Consider the following 19078-nt stretch of genomic DNA (forward strand, 5'->3'; position numbering starts at 1 on the left):
TGATGGGCCCACCTTGGCTCCCGGCCGGTATGCGACGGCAAGCAGCTCGGGAGCGGACGTCTTGTCAGCGCCTTCAGTGATTTCGGTGCTCGACGATGATCCCTATGTGCGGGCCGCGATCGACAATCTTCTGGCATCGCGCGGATATGTCGTCCACACATTCGCCTCGGCTGAAGAGTTCCTGGGCTCGACCGATCTGAACGGCGCCAGCTGCGTGATCGCGGACGTGCAGATGCCAGTCATGTCTGGCATCGACCTCTTGATGCAGATGCGTACCCAGGGCTCGGCCACGCCGTTCATATTCATTACGGCCTTTCCGGATGAGAGCGTGCGCACACGTGCCCTGAGGGCCGGTGCACTCTGCTTCCTTGGCAAGCCGTTCGTCGCCTCCGAGCTGATGCAATGCCTGGAGATGGCGTTGGGAGGACGGGGGGATACTACGGCGTGATTTCCATCCTCATGGTGAGGACGCTGCGGAGCGGCCGTCTCGAACCAGGTCGGAACATGAGACAGCACGCTCGAGCCCCGTCTCAATCCACCTTGATGTCGGCCGCCCTGATGATCGGCCACCATTTTGCGATCTCGGCCTTCTGCCGCGCGCCGAGCGCTGCGGGGGTGAGCTGGTCGTTCGGCGGCATTTCGAGGCCGAGATTTTCCATCTGCTTCTTCACGGCGGCATCGCCGAGCGCCTCCACTACCGCGGCGTTGAGCCTCGATACGATCTCCTGCGGCGTGCCCTTGGGCACCCATAGGCCCGACCACAGCGTCATCTGAAAGCCCTTCAGTCCGGCCTCATCGGCGGTCGGGATTTCGGGCGCGGACGCCAGGCGCTTGTCGTCGCTGATCGCATAGGCACGGATGGTGCCGGCGCGGACCTGGTTGATGGAGTTGGAGGTCTGGTCGACGATGATGTCGATCTGGCCGGCGATGAGGTCGTTCAGCGCCGGCCCCGTGCCGCGATAGGGTACATATTGCAGCTTGATGCCGGAGACGCTCTCGAAATAAACGCCGGCGATGTGGCTGCCGGAGCCCGCGCCGGCCGTGCCCGCGGTCGCGGGCGCCGGACGCGCCTTCAGCCAGGCGAGCAGCTCTGTTAGCGATGTCGCCGGCACTGCGTTCTTGCTGACGACGATCATGGGATTGCTCGGCAACAGCACCACCGGCTCGAGATCGGCGACGAGATCGTAAGGGAGCTTGTAGACCGCTCCGTTGGCCACGTGGGTGCCAAGATGGCCGAACGAGATGGTATAGCCGTCAGGAGCGGAATGCACGGCGCGCCCCACCCCGATCGAGCCGCCGGCGCCGGTGACGTTCTCGACCACCACAGCCTGGCCGAGGCTCGCCCGCATGCGCTCGGCGAGCACGCGCGCCATCGCGTCCGAAGGCCCGCCGGCCGCGAACGGCACGATGATGGTGATGGGACGCGAGGGGTAGCTGTCTGCACGCGCGCCCGAAGTGAATCCAAGACCCGCGACGAGCAGCGCCAAAAGCAATTTACGCATCATGCCTCCTCACCTCCGCCCGAACTTTGGCTTGCGCGGCAGCGCCGCGTCTTTTGATTTGAGCAGAGCAATATCACGCTCTTGGCATTAGACACATCGTTGCGAATTACGTAATTCGTCGCGGCCCGCAGCATGAGGCTGGGGCGGGATGGTGCTTGGGAATGTCGCAGGCCCTTCTTGGCCGGCGCAATATGATCACAAGCTCATGACGACGGCACCGATAACGCCGCCCTACGCACCGCTTCTGCGGTGGATTCACTGGACCACTGCCGTCCTGTTCATCATAGCAATGCTGATCGGCTTCTATTGCGGCCTGCAGCAGCCGGGCACCTCGCCGCGCCGCGAATTGCTCGAAGTGCACAAATCGCTTGGCGAGACGCTATTTTTCCTGACGATGCTGCGACTGCTGGTTCGCGCCGCGACCAAGGCGCCGCCGCAGCCGGGTACGTCAAGCGCGCTCGTCCGGCTCGCGGCCGGATTGAACCATATCGTGCTCTATGCCCTGCTCGTTGCGATGCCGGTCACCGGATATTTGTTCTCATCAGCCGGCGGATACCGACTGAAATATTTCGGGACATTCGACCTGCCGCGCCTGTTCGCCGGCAATCAGGTCGTCGCGCATCTCGGCGAAGCCGTCCACGGCCTGCTTGCCTGGCTCGTCTACGCCACGGTCGCCGCGCATATCGGCGCGACGATCTGGCACGCCATCGTCAAAAGGGACAACACGCTGGCGCGCATGTTGCCGCCCCGCTCCGCGACACGATCCGTCCACGACCGAACCTGATCGGCTCGGACGAACTGTCAGAACTGCGAGAAGTCGATCGGCTTGTGGCGGTCGAGTGTGCGGGTGACCGGCGGCAGCGGATATTTCAGGCCGCTCGCACAGTTGAACAGCATCACGCGATCATTCTTGGTGACACGGCCGTCGGCAAGGCTCTGCGTGTATGCGGCGTAAGTCGCGGCACCCTCGGGGCACAAGAGCAGCCCCTCCTCGCGAGCGACCTCGCTCAACGCCGATGAAATCTTGTCGTCATCGACCGCGATGGCAAAGCCCTTGCTCTCGCGCACGGCGCGCAGGATCAGGAAATCGCCGATCGCCTGCGGTACGCGAATGCCCGAGGCGATCGTGTGGGCGTCCTCCCAGCGCGCCGCATGCTCGGTGCCTTCCTCATAGGCGCGCACCATCGGCGCACAGCCCGACGCCTGCACCGCAACCATGCGCGGGCGCTTCGACCCGATGAAGCCGATCTTCTCGAGCTCATCAAAGGCCTTCCACATGCCGATCAGGCCGGTGCCACCACCGGTCGGATAGAAAATCACGTCGGGTACGTCCCAGCCGAGTTGCTCGGCAAGCTCCAGCCCCATCGTCTTCTTGCCCTCGATCCGGTACGGCTCCTTCAGCGTGGAGGTGTCGAACCAGCCGACCTTCGCCTTGCCCTCGCCGACGATCTTGCCGCAATCGTCGATATAGCCGTTGACGCGATAGACGGTCGCGCCCTGGAGCTCGATCTCACTGACGTTCACCTCCGGTGTATCGGCCGGGCAGAAGATCGTGGTCTTGATGCCGCAGGAGGTCGCGTAAGCAGCGAGCGCAGCGCCGGCGTTGCCGTTGGTCGGCATTGCCATGTGATTGATGCCGAGCGCCTTGCCCATCGATACCGCCATGACGAGGCCGCGCGCCTTGAACGAGCCGGTCGGGAGGCGGCCTTCATCTTTCACGATGATCTCGCCGCCGCTGAGCTTTTGCGACAATTTTGGCAGCCGGATCAACGGCGTCGTGACCTCGCCGAGCGAGACGATGTCCTTGCACTTGCGTACCGGCAGCAGCTCGCGGTAGCGCCACATGTCGGCGGGACGCTGGCTCAGTGCATCCTTGGTCAGCGCCTTCTTCACGCCTGCGAGGTCGTAGCGCACGAGGAGCGGCTTGCCGGCCTTCGACAGATTGTGAACCTGGTCGGCCGGATAGTGATCGCCCTCCATCGCGCATTCGAGATGCGTGACGAAGGTCGGGCGCTCGATGGTGAGGTTGTCGTTGTCGTGCACGGGTTTCTCCCTCTTGTTGTTTTGTTCTCTATTTCAATCCGCAGTTCGCTCTCGTCATTGCGAGGAGCGAAGCGACGAAGCAATCCAGACTATTTCCGCGGATAGACTCAGGATTGCTTCGCTTCGCTCCAATGACGGCGGCTGTCAGATATTCAAGACGCGCCCATACGCATCCAGCACAGCTTCCTTCATCATTTCCGACAGCGTCGGATGCGGGAAGACCGTGTGCATCAGCTCTTCCTCGGTCGTCTCGAGGTTCATCGCGACGACGTAGCCCTGGATCAGCTCAGTAACTTCCGCGCCGATCATGTGGGCGCCGAGAAGCTGTCCGGTCTTCTTGTCGAAGATCACCTTGACGAGGCCCTGGTCCTCGCCGAGCGCGATCGCCTTGCCGTTGCCGACGAAGGGGAAGCGACCGACGCGGATTTCGCGGCCGCTCTCCTTGGCCTTGGCTTCGGTCAGGCCGACGGATGCGACCTGCGGATGGCAATAGGTGCAGCCCGGGATCATGTTCTTGTCCATGGCGTGCGGATGCAGGCCCTTGATCGCCTCGACACAGATCACACCCTCATGCTCCGCCTTGTGCGCCAGCATGGGGGGACCTGCGACGTCGCCGATCGCGTAAATGCCGGGCACGTTGGTCTTGCCGTAGCCGTCGATCACGATGCAGCCGCGGTCGGTTTTGACACCGAGCTTTTCGAGGCCGAGATTCTCGATATTGCCGACGACGCCGACGGCGGAGATCACGCGTTCGAACTCGGTCGTGACAGGCTTGCCCTTGCCGTCGTCGATGGTGGCGATGACGCTGTCGGCCTTCTTCTCGAGCTTGGTGACCTTCGTCGAGGACATAATCTTGATGCCCATCTTCTCGAAGCGCTTTCGCGCAAGGCCCGCGATCTCGGCGTCCTCGACCGGCAGGATCTGCGGCAGCACCTCGACCACGGTGACGTCCGAGCCCATAGTGTGGAAGAAGGACGCGAACTCGATGCCGATGGCGCCCGAGCCGACCACCAGCAGCGACTTCGGGATACGCTCCGGGATCATGGCCTCGAAATAGGTCCAGACCAGCTTCTTGTCGGGCTCGAGCCCCGGCAGCACGCGCGGCCGCGCGCCGGTCGCGATGATGATGTGCTTGGCCTGATAGGTCCCCTCGCCCAGCGTGCCCTTCGGCCCCTCGACGTCGGACTTCTTCACAGTGACCTTGCCGGGCGCATCGATCGAGGCGGCGCCCCAGATGACGCTGATCTTGTTCTTCTTCATCAGGAAGCCGACGCCGTCATTGAGCCGCTTCGAGACGCCGCGCGAGCGCTGCACCACCGCCTTCGGATCGAACGACACCTTCTCCGCCGACAGGCCGTAATCCTTGGCATGCTGCATGTAGTGATAGATCTCGGCCGAGCGCAGCAGCGCCTTGGTCGGGATGCAGCCCCAGTTCAGGCAGATGCCGCCGAGATAAGACTTTTCGACGATCGCCGTCTTGAGACCGAGCTGCGCGGCGCGGATCGCGGTGACGTAGCCGCCGGGACCGGAGCCGATGATGATGACGTCGAAAGATGTGTCGGCCATGCTCTATGCTCGTTCCCATCGTTCAACCGGCCTGGATATTCTGGCTCGTCATTGCGAGGAGCTCTTGCGACGAAGCAATCCAGTCTGCCGGTCACGTTCTGGATTGCTTCGCTTCGCTCGCAATGACGATGCGAATTCGCTTCGTCACACCATCATCATGACGGGATTTTCGATCAGCTGTTTGAACGCGCCGATCAGCTCGGCGCCGAGCGCGCCATCGATGGCACGGTGATCGCAGGACAGCGTCACGCTCATCATCTGCGCGATCTCGATCTTGCCGCCCCGCACGACGGGCCGCTCCTCGCTGGTGCCGACCGCAAGGATGGTCGCATGCGGCGGGTTGATCACCGCGGTGAAGTCCTTGATGCCGAACATGCCGAGGTTCGAGACGGCAGTGGTGCCGCCCTGGTATTCCTCCGGCTTCAGCTTGCGCGAGCGGGCGCGGGTCGCAAAATCCTTCATCTCGTTGGAGATGGTCGAGAGCGTCTTGGTCTCGGCCTTGCGGATAATCGGCGTGATCAGGCCACCGGGCATCGCCACTGCGACGCCGACGTCGGAATGGTGGTGCTTGACCATGCCGGACTCGGTCCAGCTCACATTGCAATTCGGGATCTTCTGTAATGCGACCGCCATCGCCTTGATGACGAAGTCGTTGACGGAGATCTTGTAGAGCGGCTTCTTCTCCTTGTCCTTCGGAGCTGCCGCGTTGATCTCCTCGCGCGCGACCAGCAGCTTGCCGATGTCGCAGTCGATGGTGAGATAGAAGTGCGGGACGTTCTGGATCGACGCGGTCAGGCGCTGCGCGATGGTGCGGCGCATGCCGTCATGCGGGACGATGTCATAGGAGCCCGGCTCGAACAGCGCCAGGATCTGCTTATCCGACATGGTCGGCGCGATCGAGGGCGCTCCTGACGGAGCTGCTGCCGGCGCTTTCAGGCCCTTGCCGGACTTGGCCTGCTCGACGTCGCGCGCGACCACGCGGCCGTGCGGGCCGGTGCCTGTAACCATCGAAATCTCGATGCCGGCGTCCTTGGCGAGCCGGCGCGCCAGCGGCGAGGAGAACACGCGGCCTCCCTGGCCATTGGTCTGCGCGGCCGGTGCGGCGGCCTGTGGCGCAGGAGCTGCAGCGGCAGCCGGTGCCGCCTTCGGAGCAGCCGGTGCGGGCGCCGGAGCCGGCGCAGCAGCCGGAGCTTCCGCAGCTTTCGGCGGCGCAGCCGACGCAGCCGGCTTGGCGGCGCCGGCAGCCTTCACGTCCTCGCCTTCGCCAGCGAGCACTGCGATCACGTCGTTGACCGGCACGTCCTGGGTGCCCTCGGGCACGAGGATCTTTGCGATCGTGCCTTCGTCGATCGCCTCGACCTCCATGGTGGCCTTGTCGGTCTCGATCTCGGCGATGACATCGCCGGATTTGACCTTGTCGCCCTCTTTCTTCAGCCACTTGGCGAGGTTGCCCTTCTCCATCGTCGGCGAAAGAGCGGGCATCAGGATGTTGATGGGCATGCTGACCTCACGAAGAACTTCTCAAAACGTCGTCTTCCGACCCACCGGAAGACGAACTGACCAAGATTAGTTGCCGATGTCGCCCTGCCACAGGCGCTCATTGGCGGGATTGGAATGCCACGTCGTCATCATGGCGGTAGAGCAGTCGTCGGCAAGATCGATCCTGGGGGATGCCGAACTTGTCGAGAAAGTCCTTGGAGCCGGGAAGGCCTCGGCCTCGCCAATCGCCTTCCGCATGAAATCGTCGTGATAGGATTCGACCGCCACGCTCAGTGCCCCTTCTGCCCGCGCGGCGTCGTGGTGCCCATGTCGGTCGGACGCTCGATCTCGGCCTCGAACATGTCGAGGATTCGGCCCAGCGCCTCTTCCTCGCTCATCTCGCTCTCGCGCGCATAGGCGCGCGCGGCGTGGCGGGCGAGATCGACCAGCAGGAGGCCCCACATGTCGGGCTCCTCAAAGGCACGCTGGAACGCCATCGACAGCCCGCCGTCGAGCACGAACACGCGCAGAATCTCGATCGCGTCCTCGCGTCCAATCACGTCAGGCGGAAGTGGCTGTTCCTTGGGCCCTGCCATGGTCTACCTGTAGCAGACGGCTTTGGCGGCCTCGACCACTTCGGCTGCCGAGGGCAGCGCGAGCTTCTCCAGGTTCGCGGCATACGGCATCGGCACGTCCTTGCCGGAGACGCGCGTCACCGGCGCATCCAGGTAGTCGAAGGCATGCTCCATGATGCGCGCGGCGATCTCGGCGCCGACGCCGCTCTGGGCCCAGCCCTCCTCCACCGTGACGGCACGGCCGGTCTTCTTGACGGAGTTTATGATGGTCTCGGTGTCCATCGGCCGCAGCGTGCGCAGGTCGATCACCTCGGCCTCGATGCCGTCCTTGGCAAGCTCGTCCGCCGCCTTCAGCGCATAGGTCATTCCGTTCGACCACGAGATGATCGTGACGTGGCTGCCCGAGCGCACGATGCGCGCCTTGCCGATCGGGATCACGTAGTCGTCGAGCTTCGGCACTTCGCCGGTGTGGCCATAGAGAACTTCGTTCTCGAGGAAGATCACCGGATTGGGATCGCGGATCGCGGCCTTGAGCAGGCCCTTGGCGTCCGCAGCCGAATACGGCGCGATCACCTTCAGGCCCGGAACGTGCGAGTACCAGGAGGAGTAATCCTGGCTATGCTGGGCCGCGACGCGCGCAGCGGCGCCGTTGGGGCCGCGGAAGACGATCGAGCAACCCATCTGGCCGCCGGACATATAGAGTGTCTTGGCGGCGGAGTTGATGATCTGATCCATCGCCTGCATGGCGAAGTTGAAGGTCATGAACTCGACGACCGGCTTCAGGCCGGCCATCGCCGCACCGACGCCGATGCCGGCAAAGCCGTGCTCGGTGATCGGCGTGTCGATGACGCGCTTGGCGCCGAATTCCTGCAGGAGGCCCTGCGTGATCTTGTAGGCGCCCTGATACTCCGCGACCTCCTCGCCCATCACGAAGACGTCGGCATCGCGACGCATCTCTTCGGCCATGGCGTCGCGCAAGGCTTCGCGGACGGTCTGCTTCACCATCTCGGTGCCGGCGGGCACTTCGGGGTCCGGCTCGGCAACGGCGGCCGGAGCGGACGGTGCAGCTTTCGGAGCAGGCGCCTCGCTCTTGGCTTGCGCGGGCGGCGCGGATTCCGCGGACGGCTTTGCCGGTGCCGGCGCCTTGGCGAGGTCAGCGGCGCTCTCGCCGTCGGCGAGAATCGTCGCGATCGGCGTGTTCACGGCAACGTCGGCGGTGCCTTCGGGGATCAGGATCTTGCCGAGCGTACCCTCATCGGTCGCCTCGACCTCCATGGTCGCCTTGTCGGTCTCGATCTCGGCGATCACGTCGCCCGACTTGATCGTCTCACCCTCTTTTTTCAGCCATTTGGCGAGGTTGCCCTTTTCCATCGTGGGCGACAGCGCGGGCATCAGCACTTGAATTGGCATATTGACTCCAAAAGAAAGCTTGCGCGCTTTAGCGATAAACGTCTGTCCAGAGCTCGGACACATCCGGCTCGGGATCATGCTGGGCAAAATCGGCGGAGGCATTCACGATGTCGCGGACCTCGGCGTCGATCGCCTTGAGGTCCTGCTCGCTAACGTTGGCGGCCAGGAGGCGGTTGCGTACCTGCTCGATCGGATCCTGGTCGTGGCGAACCTTCTCGACCTCCTCGCGCGTGCGGTACTTTGCAGGGTCCGACATCGAGTGGCCGCGGTAGCGGTAGGTCTGCATCTCCAGGATGACCGGGCCCTTGCCGGCGCGGCACCAGGCAACCGCCTCGTCGGCCGCAGCCTTCACCGCACGGACATCCATGCCGTCGACCTGATGACCGGGGATGTTGAAGGACAGGCCGCGCTTGGAGAAATCCTGCTGCGCCGAGGCGCGCGACACCGAGGTGCCCATGGCGTAGCGGTTATTCTCGATGACGAAGATCACCGGCAGCTTCCAGAGCTCCGCCATGTTGAAGCTCTCATAGACCTGGCCCTGGTTGGCCGCACCATCGCCGAAATAGGTGACGGCGACGTTGTCGTTGCCGCGATAGTGGTTGGCGAAAGCGAGCCCCGCACCGAGGGAGACCTGGGCGCCAACGATGCCGTGGCCGCCGTAAAACTTCTTCTCCACGCTGAACATGTGCATGGAGCCGCCCTTGCCCTTGGAATAGCCGCCGCGGCGTCCCGTGAGCTCGGCCATGACGCCGTTGGCCTCCATGCCGGTGGCGAGCATATGGCCGTGGTCGCGATAGCCGGTGATGACCTGGTCGCCATCCTTCAGCGCCATCTGCATTCCGACCACCACGGCCTCCTGGCCGATATAGAGGTGGCAAAAGCCGCCGATCGCACCCATGCCGTAGAGCTGGCCGGCCTTCTCCTCGAATCGCCGGATCAGGAGCATGTCGCGAAGCGCCTTGAGCTCCTGCTCTCTCGTGAATTCCGGGGGCGAACCGCCGTTGGTCTTGTCCTGGGGAGCGCTTGCGGCGGCTTTCTTGGGTGCGGCCATAGGAATTCCGGGTCAGAGAAAACTAAGCCCTCTCTAACCCAAGTCTATCGCGCGCGAAAGCACCGCAGCGACATCGCGCGACATTCATTATGCCGCACTGCAACGTGACCGAAATATTGCAAAACCTTTGGCGCCGATCGGGCAACAATTGCTCCCCCAGAGGGGGCCGGCCTCACCAGCCGAGCTCCCGCAGATAGGCTGCACGGGCGTCAACTCCAGTATGCGTGAAGTCGGTAAAGACCCCATCCACGCCGAGACGGAAGAATTTGAGATATTCGAGGCTTGGATCGCCGTGGTAGTCGCCAGCCAGATACTTCTTCTCGTTTCGGAAAGTGAAGACATGCACGAACAGGCCGAGCTTGTGCGCATCGGCAACGAGGCTGGTTGCTTCCTGCGTCGAAGCCTCCGGCGTCGATCCCTTGTAGGGCGTGCCGTCGGCGTTGCTGTGCTTCCACGGAGAAATCTTGAGCGGAACGATGTAAGCCTTCCACGGACCAATGCCGTCGGCATAGGTCTTGATTTCCGCAAGACCCTCGGGGGTCACCATCGCATCGTACAAGCGCGCGTCACCGGAAACCGTCCAGTCGAACGGACGCGAATTGGTGATGTTGTTATTGAGGACCTTGCCGGTCTTGAAGTCGACACCATTGCCATCGATGAGCTGGACCTGCCGCGTCTCCAGGCCATGGCTGCGCATGTATTTCAGGCTGCCAGGCTCGAAGCTCTGAACAAAGATGGGGGCCTCCTTTGAGTTGAGGCCGTTGTCCTTGATGATCTTGATCAAGGCATCCTCGAGCGGGTGGCTGCCGGGCGCGCCACAGCCATTGGCGATCGCCTGGGCGTTGTTCCAGGACGGATTCTTGGTTTCCGGATAGACGCTGATGGGACGCCCCGTCTCCTTGCTCTTGGCCTTGGCGATATCGATGATGTCCTGGAAACTGATGATCGGGAACTTGCCGTCGAAGACCTTCGGCCTTTCGTTGGCCGCATCATAGGTGGTCCCGGCGATCCAGTCCTTCAGCTCGGCCATGGTGAAGTCGGTGATCGACCAATCATTGGTATGGTCTTCGCCATCCACGATCAGCGATTTCAGCACGGATTTGGGGTCGGCCGGATTGGTGAGATCCGTGAGATAGTCAGCAGGTGTGCTGGGGGAAGAAGGAGCCTTGACGCGCACGCCGGGCACCGTGCGCTTGCGAGCCGCGACCGCCGCATTGGTCTTCGCCACCTCGGCAACGTTGGTATTGTCGTTCAGCCAGGGGTTGTGACGCGCGACCAGGACACAATCCTTGGTCAGGTGCAGGTCCTCTTCGAGCGCGTCGGTTCCAAGCGCCGCGGCAAGGTCATACGACGCCTCGGTCTCTTCAGGCACCAGCCCCGGGAGGCCGCGATGTCCGAGGATCAGTGGCGGCTTACCGTCAACGGTCAAGAAGTTCTTGGCGCCGGCCGGCGCCGAGCCGGTCTGTGCGAAGGCCAGCGAGGGGACCAATGCCAAAGCGGCCACGCCGAGCAGCATCGCTCCGGCACAGACATTCCGTCGTGAACGATGGTCCGTCATGGTCAAGTCTCCGTCTTTTGCCCGGCATCGCTTCGACGCCACAAGGGCCGAACTGAATAGGATCGTTCTCTGACAGACGGATGACGGTCGGCTGGACAAAAGCTCCTGAAATGCAACAGGGACACGCGCGGATCGACGACCGCATCCGAACGCGTCCGCGCTTGTCGCATGGTCGGAACGGGCGGCGCAGGGGCGCGCCGCCCTCTCCGCCGATCAGAAGAAGCCGAGCTTCTTCGGGCTGTAGCTGACCAGGAGGTTCTTGGTCTGCTGATAGTGATCGAGCATCATCTTGTGGGTCTCGCGGCCGACACCCGACTGCTTGTAGCCGCCGAACGCCGCGTGGGCGGGATAGGCGTGGTAGCAGTTGGTCCAGACCCGGCCTGCCTGGATGGCGCGGCCGAAGCGGTAGCAGCGGTTGGCATCGCGGCTCCAGACACCGGCCCCTAAGCCATAGAGCGTGTCGTTGGCGATCGATAGCGCCTCCTCGTCCGTCTTGAAGGTCGTGACCGACACGACGGGGCCAAAGATCTCCTCCTGGAAGATCCGCATCTTGTTGTGACCCTGGAACACGGTCGGCTGGACGTAGTAGCCGCCTGCGAGATCGCCGCCGAGGCTGGCGCGGCCACCGCCGGCCAGGACCTTTGCCCCTTCCTTCTTGCCGATGTCGATATAGGAAAGAATTTTCTCCAGCTGTTCACCGGAGGCCTGGGCACCGATCATGGTGTCCGCGGCGCGCGGATCCCCCTGCTTGATGGTGGCGACGCGCTCGAGCGCCCGCTCCATGAAGCGGTCGTAGATGTCCTCATGGACCAGCGCGCGGCTCGGACAGGTGCAGACCTCGCCCTGGTTGAGCGCGAACATCACGAAGCCTTCGATCGCCTTGTCGAAGAAGTCGTCGTCTTCGGCGGTGACGTCCTTGAAGAAGATGTTCGGCGACTTGCCGCCGAGCTCGAGGGTAACGGGAATGAGGTTCTGGGCGGCATATTGCATGATCAGCCGGCCCGTCGTGGTCTCGCCGGTGAAGGCGATTTTTGCGATACGCGGGCTGGAGGCGAGCGGCTTGCCGGCCTCGAGACCAAAGCCGTTGACGATGTTGAGCACGCCGGGAGGCAAGAGGTCGCCGACGATCTCGGCCCAGACCATGATCGAGGCCGGCGTCTGCTCGGCCGGTTTCAGCACCACGCAATTGCCGGCGGCGAGCGCAGGCGCGAGCTTCCAGCACGCCATCAGCAGCGGGAAGTTCCAGGGAATGATCTGGCCGACCACGCCGAGCGGCTCATGGAAATGATAGGCGATGGTGTCGTGGTCGATCTCGCCGATCGAGCCTTCCTGGGCACGAACGACGCCTGCGAAGTAGCGGAAGTGATCGATCGCGAGCGGCAGGTCGGCTGCGCGGGTCTCGCGGATCGGCTTGCCATTGTCCCAGGTCTCGGCGATTGCGAGCCGCTCGAGGTTCTCTTCCATGCGCTCTGCGATCCGATTCAGGATTGCGGCGCGCTCCGCAACGCTGGTGCTGCCCCAGGCAGCCTTGGCGGCGTGCGCGGCATCGAGCGCAGCTTCGACGTCCTGGTGATCGGAGCGCGCGATCTTGCAGACAACCTGACCGTTCACGGGCGAGGCGTTGTCAAAATACTTGCCGGAGATCGGCGCTACGAATTTGCCGCCGATGAAATTGTCGTACTTCGCGGCGAAGGGTACTTGTGCGACGTTGAGGAATTCGACCTTGTTCATATTCACTCCCGATGTTGCTGTTTGCGCGATCGTCGTGCGTTCACGACTTGCGCAGACGATGAAGCGGGAGGCGTTTTCTGTCAGCCAGGGTGGACGCGTTGATGGAGGCGACCTGTCGCAGTTCTGCGACAGGTGAAGTGGCCCTCACGCATTCAGACCTCATCCTGAGCAGCGCATTCTTGAGCCACATCGTCATTGCGCGCAATGACGATTGAGGAAACGAGCGAACGCTCAGTGCTTCAGCTCGAAGCGCTTGAGCTTTCGGTGCAGCGTGGCGCGGCTGACGCCGAGGGCCTTGGCGGCGGCGGAAACATTGCCGCCCGCGCGCAACAGCGCGCGCTGCAACACGGCACGCTGACCACCGGCGAAGTGATCTGGAGCCGCATCGCCACCGAGAAGATCGGCTGCGGGCACCGGCTGCAACGGGCGGCCGGGCGCGATCCCAAGTCCGACACGGGCGGACCTCGTCGCGCCTATCACGAGATCATCCGCATCGACCGCGACGAGACCACCGCAATGGCCGTCGGCTGACGCCGTCAGCACGATGCGGGCGTGGGCGAAGGCGTTGCGGAACAGATCAGCCTCGATGCGCCGTGCCGCTTCGCCTGCCGCGAGCGCGATCAGGTTGGCGAAGGCGTCGGTGCGGTCGGCGCGGCAGGAGGAGACGTCGAGCACGCCGGCGAGCATCCCGTCATGATCGTAGATCGGGACAGCGGTGCAGCTCAGAAGCGTATTGCGGGCGAAGAAATGCTGCTCGCGATCGATGGTCAGCGGCCGCTGCTCGACGAGGCACGTTCCGATTCCGTTGGTGCCTTCATGCTCCTCGCTCCAGAGCGCGCCTATCCAAAGGCCCCAGGATTGGAACGTGGGGTCGTCGGCCGGCGTGCCGCGACGATCGACCGGAATCCCCTCGCGATCGGCGAGCAGCACGCAGCAGCCGGCAGCTCCGACCGCCTGGTAGAGCCGGTCCATGGTGCCTTGGGCAGCACTGAGCAGTGGCGCGATCCGCTCGCGCGCATGGTGCAACTCAGTCTCGGTGAGACGGGTCGTCGGCCGATGGCCTGCAGGATCGAGATGATGCAATCGGGAGGAACGGCGCCACGAGGCCACGAGCGCGGAGCGTGCCGCCTGGCCTGACGCGATGGCGGCCTCGACGCGGGCCGCGTGATGCGGGGGCATTTGCCCATTCATCACTGTTTCCTCCCGATGGCAGTCTAGATGCTGCCGACGTCGCTCGATTGATCTGCCTCAATCCTGAAAGTGCCGCGCGCAAGAAGGCATGAACCCGCACCGCCGTTGCCGTCAAGACGGAAGTGCCACATCCACTTACGACCTTCGACATAGGCGAAAAAACCGAATAACGCCGCACTGTCGCAAAAGTTGGAATGCGCGTTTCACGCGGCGATCGAAAAACAGAATAGAGCGCAAACGGCGCGTGACCTATGCTGAAAGCATCAAGTAACTTTCAGCAGGTGCCGTCGTGACCAACCCGTTCTCACTCTCAAGGCGTTCCCTGCTCGGCGCGCTAGCAGGCGGACTCGTTGCCGGCGGTGCGAAAGCCCAAGGCAAGCCGGCAGAGATCGATCTCAGCGGCGTCACGCTGCGCGTCGCCTATTACAAGGGCGGCTGGCCCGCCGTGCTCCAGGCAGCCGGCGAAGACAGGACGCCCTACAAGATCGACTGGAAGGAGCTCAACAACGGCGTGCTGCACATCGAGGCGCTGAACAGCGACGCGCTCGATCTCGGCTCGGGCAGCGAGATTCCCGCGATGTTCGCCGCGCGCAAGAATGCCAGCGTGCGCTTCATCGCAGTCACCCACGAAGACCTCAACACCCAGGTCACGGTTGCGGCCAAGGACACGCCGATCCATTCGATCGCCGATCTCAAAGGCAAGAAGGTCGGGTATGTCCGCGCCACCACCGCGCATTATTTCCTCGCCAAGCAGCTCGAGGAAGCCGGGCTGACCTTCAACGACATCGAGGCCATCAACCTGACACCGTCGGACGGTTATTCCGCTTTCGCCTCGGGCAAGCTCGATGCGTGGGCGATCTATGGCTACAACGGCCAGCTCGCGATCTCCAGGCAGGGCGCGCGCCTGCTCAAGACCGGCGTCGGCTATCTCTCCGGAAATTTCCCGATCTATGCCAATCCGAAGGCGATCGACGATCCCTTGCGGCATGCGGCGCTCGCCGACTTCCTGCTGCGCATCCAGCGCGCCTATGCCTTCGCCAACAGGAATTTCCAGGTCTATGCGACGGCGCAGGTCGCGGAGACGCATCTGCTGCTCGAGGACATCCTCGATCAGTTCGCCCATCGCAGCGCCGATTTCTCGCTCGTGGGCGTCACGCCGGATGTGCCGGTGACCCATCAGAAGGTTGCCGACACTTTCCTCAAGCTCGGCGTGCTCGACGCGCAGACTGACGTCGCAAAATTCTGGGACACGAGTTTCAGCGACGTCCTCGCCAAGGGCGCGGCGAAGCTGGCAACGCTCTGACCTTGCTCCGTCATCAGCCTCTCATGGTGAGGAGCGCGGGACGCGCGTCTCGAACCATGAGGCGCACCAATTTTTCCCGCGGCCATCCTTCGAGACGCACGCGTTCCGCGGGCTCCTCAGGATGAGGTGTAGAGAGCGTTACAACGCAGGAGGTTTAGTTCGAATTGTTCATCCGCACGAGGTCGTGCGGATTGACGAACTGGAGCTGGAAGCGCGCACGCTCGTCCAGCATGTCGGGGTCGATCTTTTCCGAGCGCAGTAGCGACACCCGCTGCTCGCCCTCGGCGCGCTCGCGCTTCAGCCGCGCGAGTTCACTGGTCAGCGCGATGATCTCCTGGTCGAGCTCCTGGCGAGCGTTGAGGCCGTATTTGCCGGTGTAGGCGTTGATGCCGAAATAGCCGACGATCGCGGCCGCCATGGCGTAGAGCGCAAGGCCGGTCAGAATCGATTTGAGGCGCGCACGCGTGACCATGTCCCGCAAGATGGGACAGGTTGGTTAAGGGAGTGCTAATCCCGAATGATGGATGAGATCGGGCACAGTTTCACCACGCGTCATGGCCGGCCTTGTGCCGGGCATCCACGTTCTTCGTCCCGGTAAACACGTGGATGGCCGGAACAAGCCCGGCCATGACGCAGAGTTGGACGTGCCCTACGGTTGTGAGGGCCCAGCCAGCTAATCAGCCCTGATGCTTGGCCACGTGCGCGGCGAAGGCGTCGATGTACTGCTGGAGCACCGTCTTCAGCGAGTCCTTGACCAGGTTGCCCGCGGCGTCGAAGGCGTCGCCAACGGCGTTCAGGTAAGTCTCCGGCTGCTGCATGATTGCCCCGGTAATGCCCGGCAGGATGTTCTGGAGCGTTTTCGCGGCACTGACTCCGCCCTGCGGGCCCGGCGAGTTGGAGATGATACCGACCGGCTTGCCATTGAACGAGCTCTTGCCATAGGGCCGCGAAGCAACGTCGATGGCGTTCTTCAGGACGCCCGGGATCGCGCGGTTGTATTCAGGAGTCACGAACAGGACGCCGTTCGACTTCTGGAGCTTTTCGCGGAAGGCCAGCCAGTCGGCCGGGGGAGCCGCTTCCAGATCCTGGTTGAAGAACGAGATGCCGGCGGGCGTGACCACCTCGAGCGAAAGCGAGCTAGGCGCGAGCTTCGCGAGCGCGTTGGCGATCTTGAGCGAAAAGCTCTCCTTGCGCAGGCTGCCGGCGATCGTGACGATGTTGTAGGCCATGGTTGTCCTTGAACCTCTAAGCGGGAAATGGGCTCGCGCACTTAATCCACCTCGGCGAGAGGATGCAAGTGCATGAACCGTTTCGATTTGGAAACGCAGCGTTTCGCGAAAGCGACCAGTCGCCCAAAACAATCGGGCCGCCAGGCGGCGGCCCGATCAACTGACGCGAACAACTGAACCGATCAGATCGTCGGATTCCAGGCCGAAGGAACCAGGCGATATTTGGCGCCGTCCTTCTCGATGTGGCCGATCGACGGGAAGGTGAAGTGGAAGCCGACCACCGTCGCCTTCTCTGCTGCCGCCATGTCGTAGAACTTGTGGCGCGTCTGCTGCGCGAGAGCACCATCGGTGTCGAAGGCAACGTGCCAATCCGGATTGCGCAGGAACAGCTCGGGAATGTTGGTGACGTCGGACTGGAGCAGCACCTTGGCATTGCCCGACGCGACGGCGAATGAGGTGTGTCCGGGCGTATGCCCGGGCGTTCCGATGGAGGTGATGCCGGGCGCAACCTCCTTGCCCCAATCATACTTCGTCACCTTGGTTTCAAGACCCGCAAAGGTCTTCTTCACGTTGGCGAAGTAGTTCTTCATCATCTCGTTGGACTGGGCCTTGGCGGCGTTCTCGTCGCTCGTCCAGAATTCCCATTCCTTGGCCGGCACCATCAGCTCTGCATTCGGGAAGGCCACAGTCCCGTCCGCGAGGCGAACGCCGTTGGTGTGGTCGGGATGAAGGTGAGAGAACAGCACGACATCGATGCTCTTCGGATCGACGCCCGCGGCCGCGAGGTTCTGAAGGGTCCGGCCAACGGCACCCTTGCTCGCCTCGAAATTCGCAATACCGTTACCGGTGTCGATCAGCACCAGCTTGCTGCCGGTGTTGATGAGCTGCGGGTTGAACGGGATCGTGACCATGCCCTTCGGCATGTAGGCGGCGTCGGCGGCGGCGAGCGCCTCCTCCTTCGGGATGTTGGTGACGAACTTGTCGGGCATCGGGAAGGTGCGCGCCCCGTCATTGATCGAGGTGCATTCGTAGGAACCGACCTTGTAGCGATAGAAGCCCGGCGCCTGCGCGCCGCTTTGCGGCACCGCGGCATTGGCTGACGTGGTTCCCAGGCGAGACAGGCTCGCCGCGCCAACGGCGGCGGCGCCGGCAAGCAGGTGACGGCGGTTGAGTTCGGTCATGGGAATGTCCCCTTCTGAGCGTTGCGGTTTTTTCCGCTTTCAATTGCGGCGGGAATGTTCTCCCGCCTTGCTCAGAACGCAAGACCTTCTTTGGTCACGCTCGCGTCGGCCTCACGCAAATTTATTTGGGTTGATGAGGAATTTTTCGCCAGTCGCCCGTTTGGCGTACAGCGCGATGTTGGCCGGATCGAGCGCCTCTGGAAGCGACACCACCTTGGTGTAGTGACTGGCAAACGTCGTCTTCAATTCGCTCGCGACCCGCTGACGCAACCGTCCGATCTCGGCCGGCCCGATCTTCTGGAGGAACGGCGTCAACAGCCAGCCGCCGACGCCCCAGGCCATGCCGAAGCCGGGCGGCAGCTCGATCGGCCGCGTGTCGAGCATGCCGTAAACATAGACCTGCTTGTGCACGCTGGAACCGTAGCGGCTGTACTCCTTGGCCGTCTTGTTGATCGCAACTTCCATGCACCTCAGGATGTTGCCGGCGAGCCTGCCGCCGCTGATGGCATCGAAGGCGATGGTGGCGCCGGTCTCGACCAGCGCATTGGTGAGATCGTCAAGGAAGCTCGGCGCAGTGGAATCGACGACGTATTTGGCGCCGATTTTGTGCAGGATGTCGGCCTGCTCCTTGCTCCGCACGATGTTGACGAGCGGGATTCCGTCCTTGATGCAGATCTTGTTCAGCATCTGCCCGAGATTGGACGCAGCCGCCGTGTGCACCAGCGCCTTGTGGCCCTCGCGGCGCATGGTCTCGGTCATGCCGAGCGCGGTGAGCGGATTGACGAACCAGGACGCGCCCTCAGCTGCAGTCGTGCCCTCGGGCAGCGGCTGACAGTCCCTCGCCTTCAAGGTCCGGTACTGCGCGTACATCGCGCCGCCGATCATCGAGACCGTCTTGCCCATCAGCGCCTTCGCGGCGTCAGAGGAGCCGGTCCTGATGACGACACCGGCGCCCTCATTGCCAACCGGCAGTGACTGGTCGAGCCGGGCGCCCATCGCCTGCATCGCACCATCCGGCACCTTGGCGGTGATAACGGGCGTATCCTTCGTGCCCGACGCCTTCGCGGTGCTCATGTCGGCGGCGCCGACCAGCAGACCGAGATCCGACGGGTTGATCGGCGTCGCCTCGACGCGGACGACGACCTCGTCCTCGGCGGGCTCGGGGGTCGGCACGTCGACCAGTGAGATCTCGAGCTCGCCGCTCTTCTTGATCAGAGAACGCAACTGAAGTCCGTTTCTGCCGTCGCTCATGTCGACCT

The 19078-nt window shown here is 63.2% G+C and carries 18 protein-coding genes; 3 read left to right on the plus strand and 15 right to left on the minus strand.

Annotated features, from left to right (window positions below):
* Positions 1 to 61 precede the first annotated feature (61 nt).
* The gene (locus tag SO156_RS15170) at positions 62 to 448 is read left to right on the plus strand and encodes a response regulator transcription factor (RefSeq protein WP_458150287.1); all 387 of its coding nucleotides are present in this window, start codon (positions 62 to 64) and stop codon (positions 446 to 448) included.
* Positions 449 to 530: 82 nt separating this feature from the next.
* Here SO156_RS15170 and SO156_RS15175 read toward each other — a convergent pair whose 3' ends face one another.
* Positions 531 to 1502 carry a tripartite tricarboxylate transporter substrate binding protein BugD gene (locus tag SO156_RS15175; RefSeq protein ID WP_458150326.1) on the minus strand — a complete coding sequence of 324 codons (972 nt, stop codon included), beginning with the start codon at positions 1500 to 1502 and terminating at the stop codon, positions 531 to 533.
* A gap of 205 nt (positions 1503 to 1707) precedes the next feature.
* Here SO156_RS15175 and SO156_RS15180 point away from each other — a divergent pair, with 205 nt between their 5' ends.
* Entirely contained in the window at positions 1708 to 2286 is a 579-nt protein-coding gene (locus SO156_RS15180; protein ID WP_498535353.1) for a cytochrome b, read from the plus strand.
* Positions 2287 to 2303: 17 nt separating this feature from the next.
* On the opposite strand, the gene SO156_RS15185 is transcribed toward SO156_RS15180, so the two are convergent.
* The 10 genes from SO156_RS15185 to SO156_RS15230 form a co-directional block, all read right to left on the minus strand.
* Positions 2304 to 3545 carry a threonine synthase gene (locus SO156_RS15185; RefSeq protein WP_498535354.1) on the minus strand — a complete coding sequence of 414 codons (1242 nt, stop codon included), beginning with the start codon at positions 3543 to 3545 and terminating at the stop codon, positions 2304 to 2306.
* A gap of 144 nt (positions 3546 to 3689) precedes the next feature.
* On the minus strand, positions 3690 to 5111 hold the full coding sequence (lpdA, locus tag SO156_RS15190; RefSeq protein WP_458150292.1) for a dihydrolipoyl dehydrogenase: 1422 nt from the start codon (positions 5109 to 5111) through the stop codon (positions 3690 to 3692).
* Positions 5112 to 5255: 144 nt separating this feature from the next.
* On the minus strand, positions 5256 to 6611 hold the full coding sequence (locus SO156_RS15195) for a pyruvate dehydrogenase complex dihydrolipoamide acetyltransferase (protein ID WP_498535355.1): 1356 nt from the start codon (positions 6609 to 6611) through the stop codon (positions 5256 to 5258).
* Between the two features lie 66 nt (positions 6612 to 6677).
* Entirely contained in the window at positions 6678 to 6878 is a 201-nt protein-coding gene (locus tag SO156_RS15200) for a hypothetical protein (protein WP_458150295.1), read from the minus strand.
* 2 nt (positions 6879 to 6880) lie between these two features.
* Entirely contained in the window at positions 6881 to 7186 is a 306-nt protein-coding gene (locus SO156_RS15205) for a DUF5076 domain-containing protein (protein WP_458150296.1), read from the minus strand.
* Positions 7187 to 7189: 3 nt separating this feature from the next.
* Positions 7190 to 8575 carry a pyruvate dehydrogenase complex E1 component subunit beta gene (locus SO156_RS15210; protein ID WP_498535356.1) on the minus strand — a complete coding sequence of 462 codons (1386 nt, stop codon included), beginning with the start codon at positions 8573 to 8575 and terminating at the stop codon, positions 7190 to 7192.
* A 28-nt stretch (positions 8576 to 8603) separates the two neighbouring features.
* Positions 8604 to 9626, minus strand: coding sequence for a pyruvate dehydrogenase (acetyl-transferring) E1 component subunit alpha (gene pdhA, locus SO156_RS15215; protein WP_458150298.1), 1023 nt, complete (start codon positions 9624 to 9626; stop codon positions 8604 to 8606).
* Between the two features lie 172 nt (positions 9627 to 9798).
* On the minus strand, positions 9799 to 11184 hold the full coding sequence (locus SO156_RS15220; RefSeq protein ID WP_498535357.1) for a glycerophosphodiester phosphodiesterase family protein: 1386 nt from the start codon (positions 11182 to 11184) through the stop codon (positions 9799 to 9801).
* Between the two features lie 213 nt (positions 11185 to 11397).
* A complete protein-coding gene (gene adh / locus SO156_RS15225; RefSeq protein WP_498535358.1) occupies positions 11398 to 12915 on the minus strand; it encodes an aldehyde dehydrogenase in 1518 nt (505 codons plus the stop codon).
* Positions 12916 to 13146: 231 nt separating this feature from the next.
* Positions 13147 to 14106: a helix-turn-helix domain-containing protein gene (locus SO156_RS15230; protein ID WP_498535359.1), complete on the minus strand. Its 960-nt coding sequence runs from the start codon at positions 14104 to 14106 to the stop codon at positions 13147 to 13149.
* A 289-nt stretch (positions 14107 to 14395) separates the two neighbouring features.
* On the opposite strand from SO156_RS15230, the gene SO156_RS15235 reads away from it, so the two are divergent.
* On the plus strand, positions 14396 to 15409 hold the full coding sequence (locus SO156_RS15235) for an ABC transporter substrate-binding protein (protein ID WP_498535360.1): 1014 nt from the start codon (positions 14396 to 14398) through the stop codon (positions 15407 to 15409).
* A gap of 154 nt (positions 15410 to 15563) precedes the next feature.
* On the opposite strand, the gene SO156_RS15240 is transcribed toward SO156_RS15235, so the two are convergent.
* From SO156_RS15240 to SO156_RS15255, 4 genes are all read right to left on the minus strand, one after another.
* Positions 15564 to 15881, minus strand: coding sequence for an FtsB family cell division protein (locus SO156_RS15240; protein WP_458150303.1), 318 nt, complete (start codon positions 15879 to 15881; stop codon positions 15564 to 15566).
* A gap of 205 nt (positions 15882 to 16086) precedes the next feature.
* Complete coding sequence (locus SO156_RS15245; protein WP_458150305.1) at positions 16087 to 16638, minus strand: NADPH-dependent FMN reductase; 552 nt, start codon at positions 16636 to 16638, stop codon at positions 16087 to 16089.
* 182 nt (positions 16639 to 16820) lie between these two features.
* Positions 16821 to 17819, minus strand: a complete 999-nt coding sequence (locus SO156_RS15250; protein WP_458150306.1) for an MBL fold metallo-hydrolase — start codon at positions 17817 to 17819, stop codon at positions 16821 to 16823.
* 111 nt (positions 17820 to 17930) lie between these two features.
* A complete protein-coding gene (locus tag SO156_RS15255; protein WP_498535361.1) occupies positions 17931 to 19070 on the minus strand; it encodes a zinc-binding dehydrogenase in 1140 nt (379 codons plus the stop codon).
* Between the last annotated feature and the right edge of the window lie 8 nt (positions 19071 to 19078).

The sequence above is a fragment of the Bradyrhizobium sp. UFLA05-125 genome (assembly GCF_059803515.1).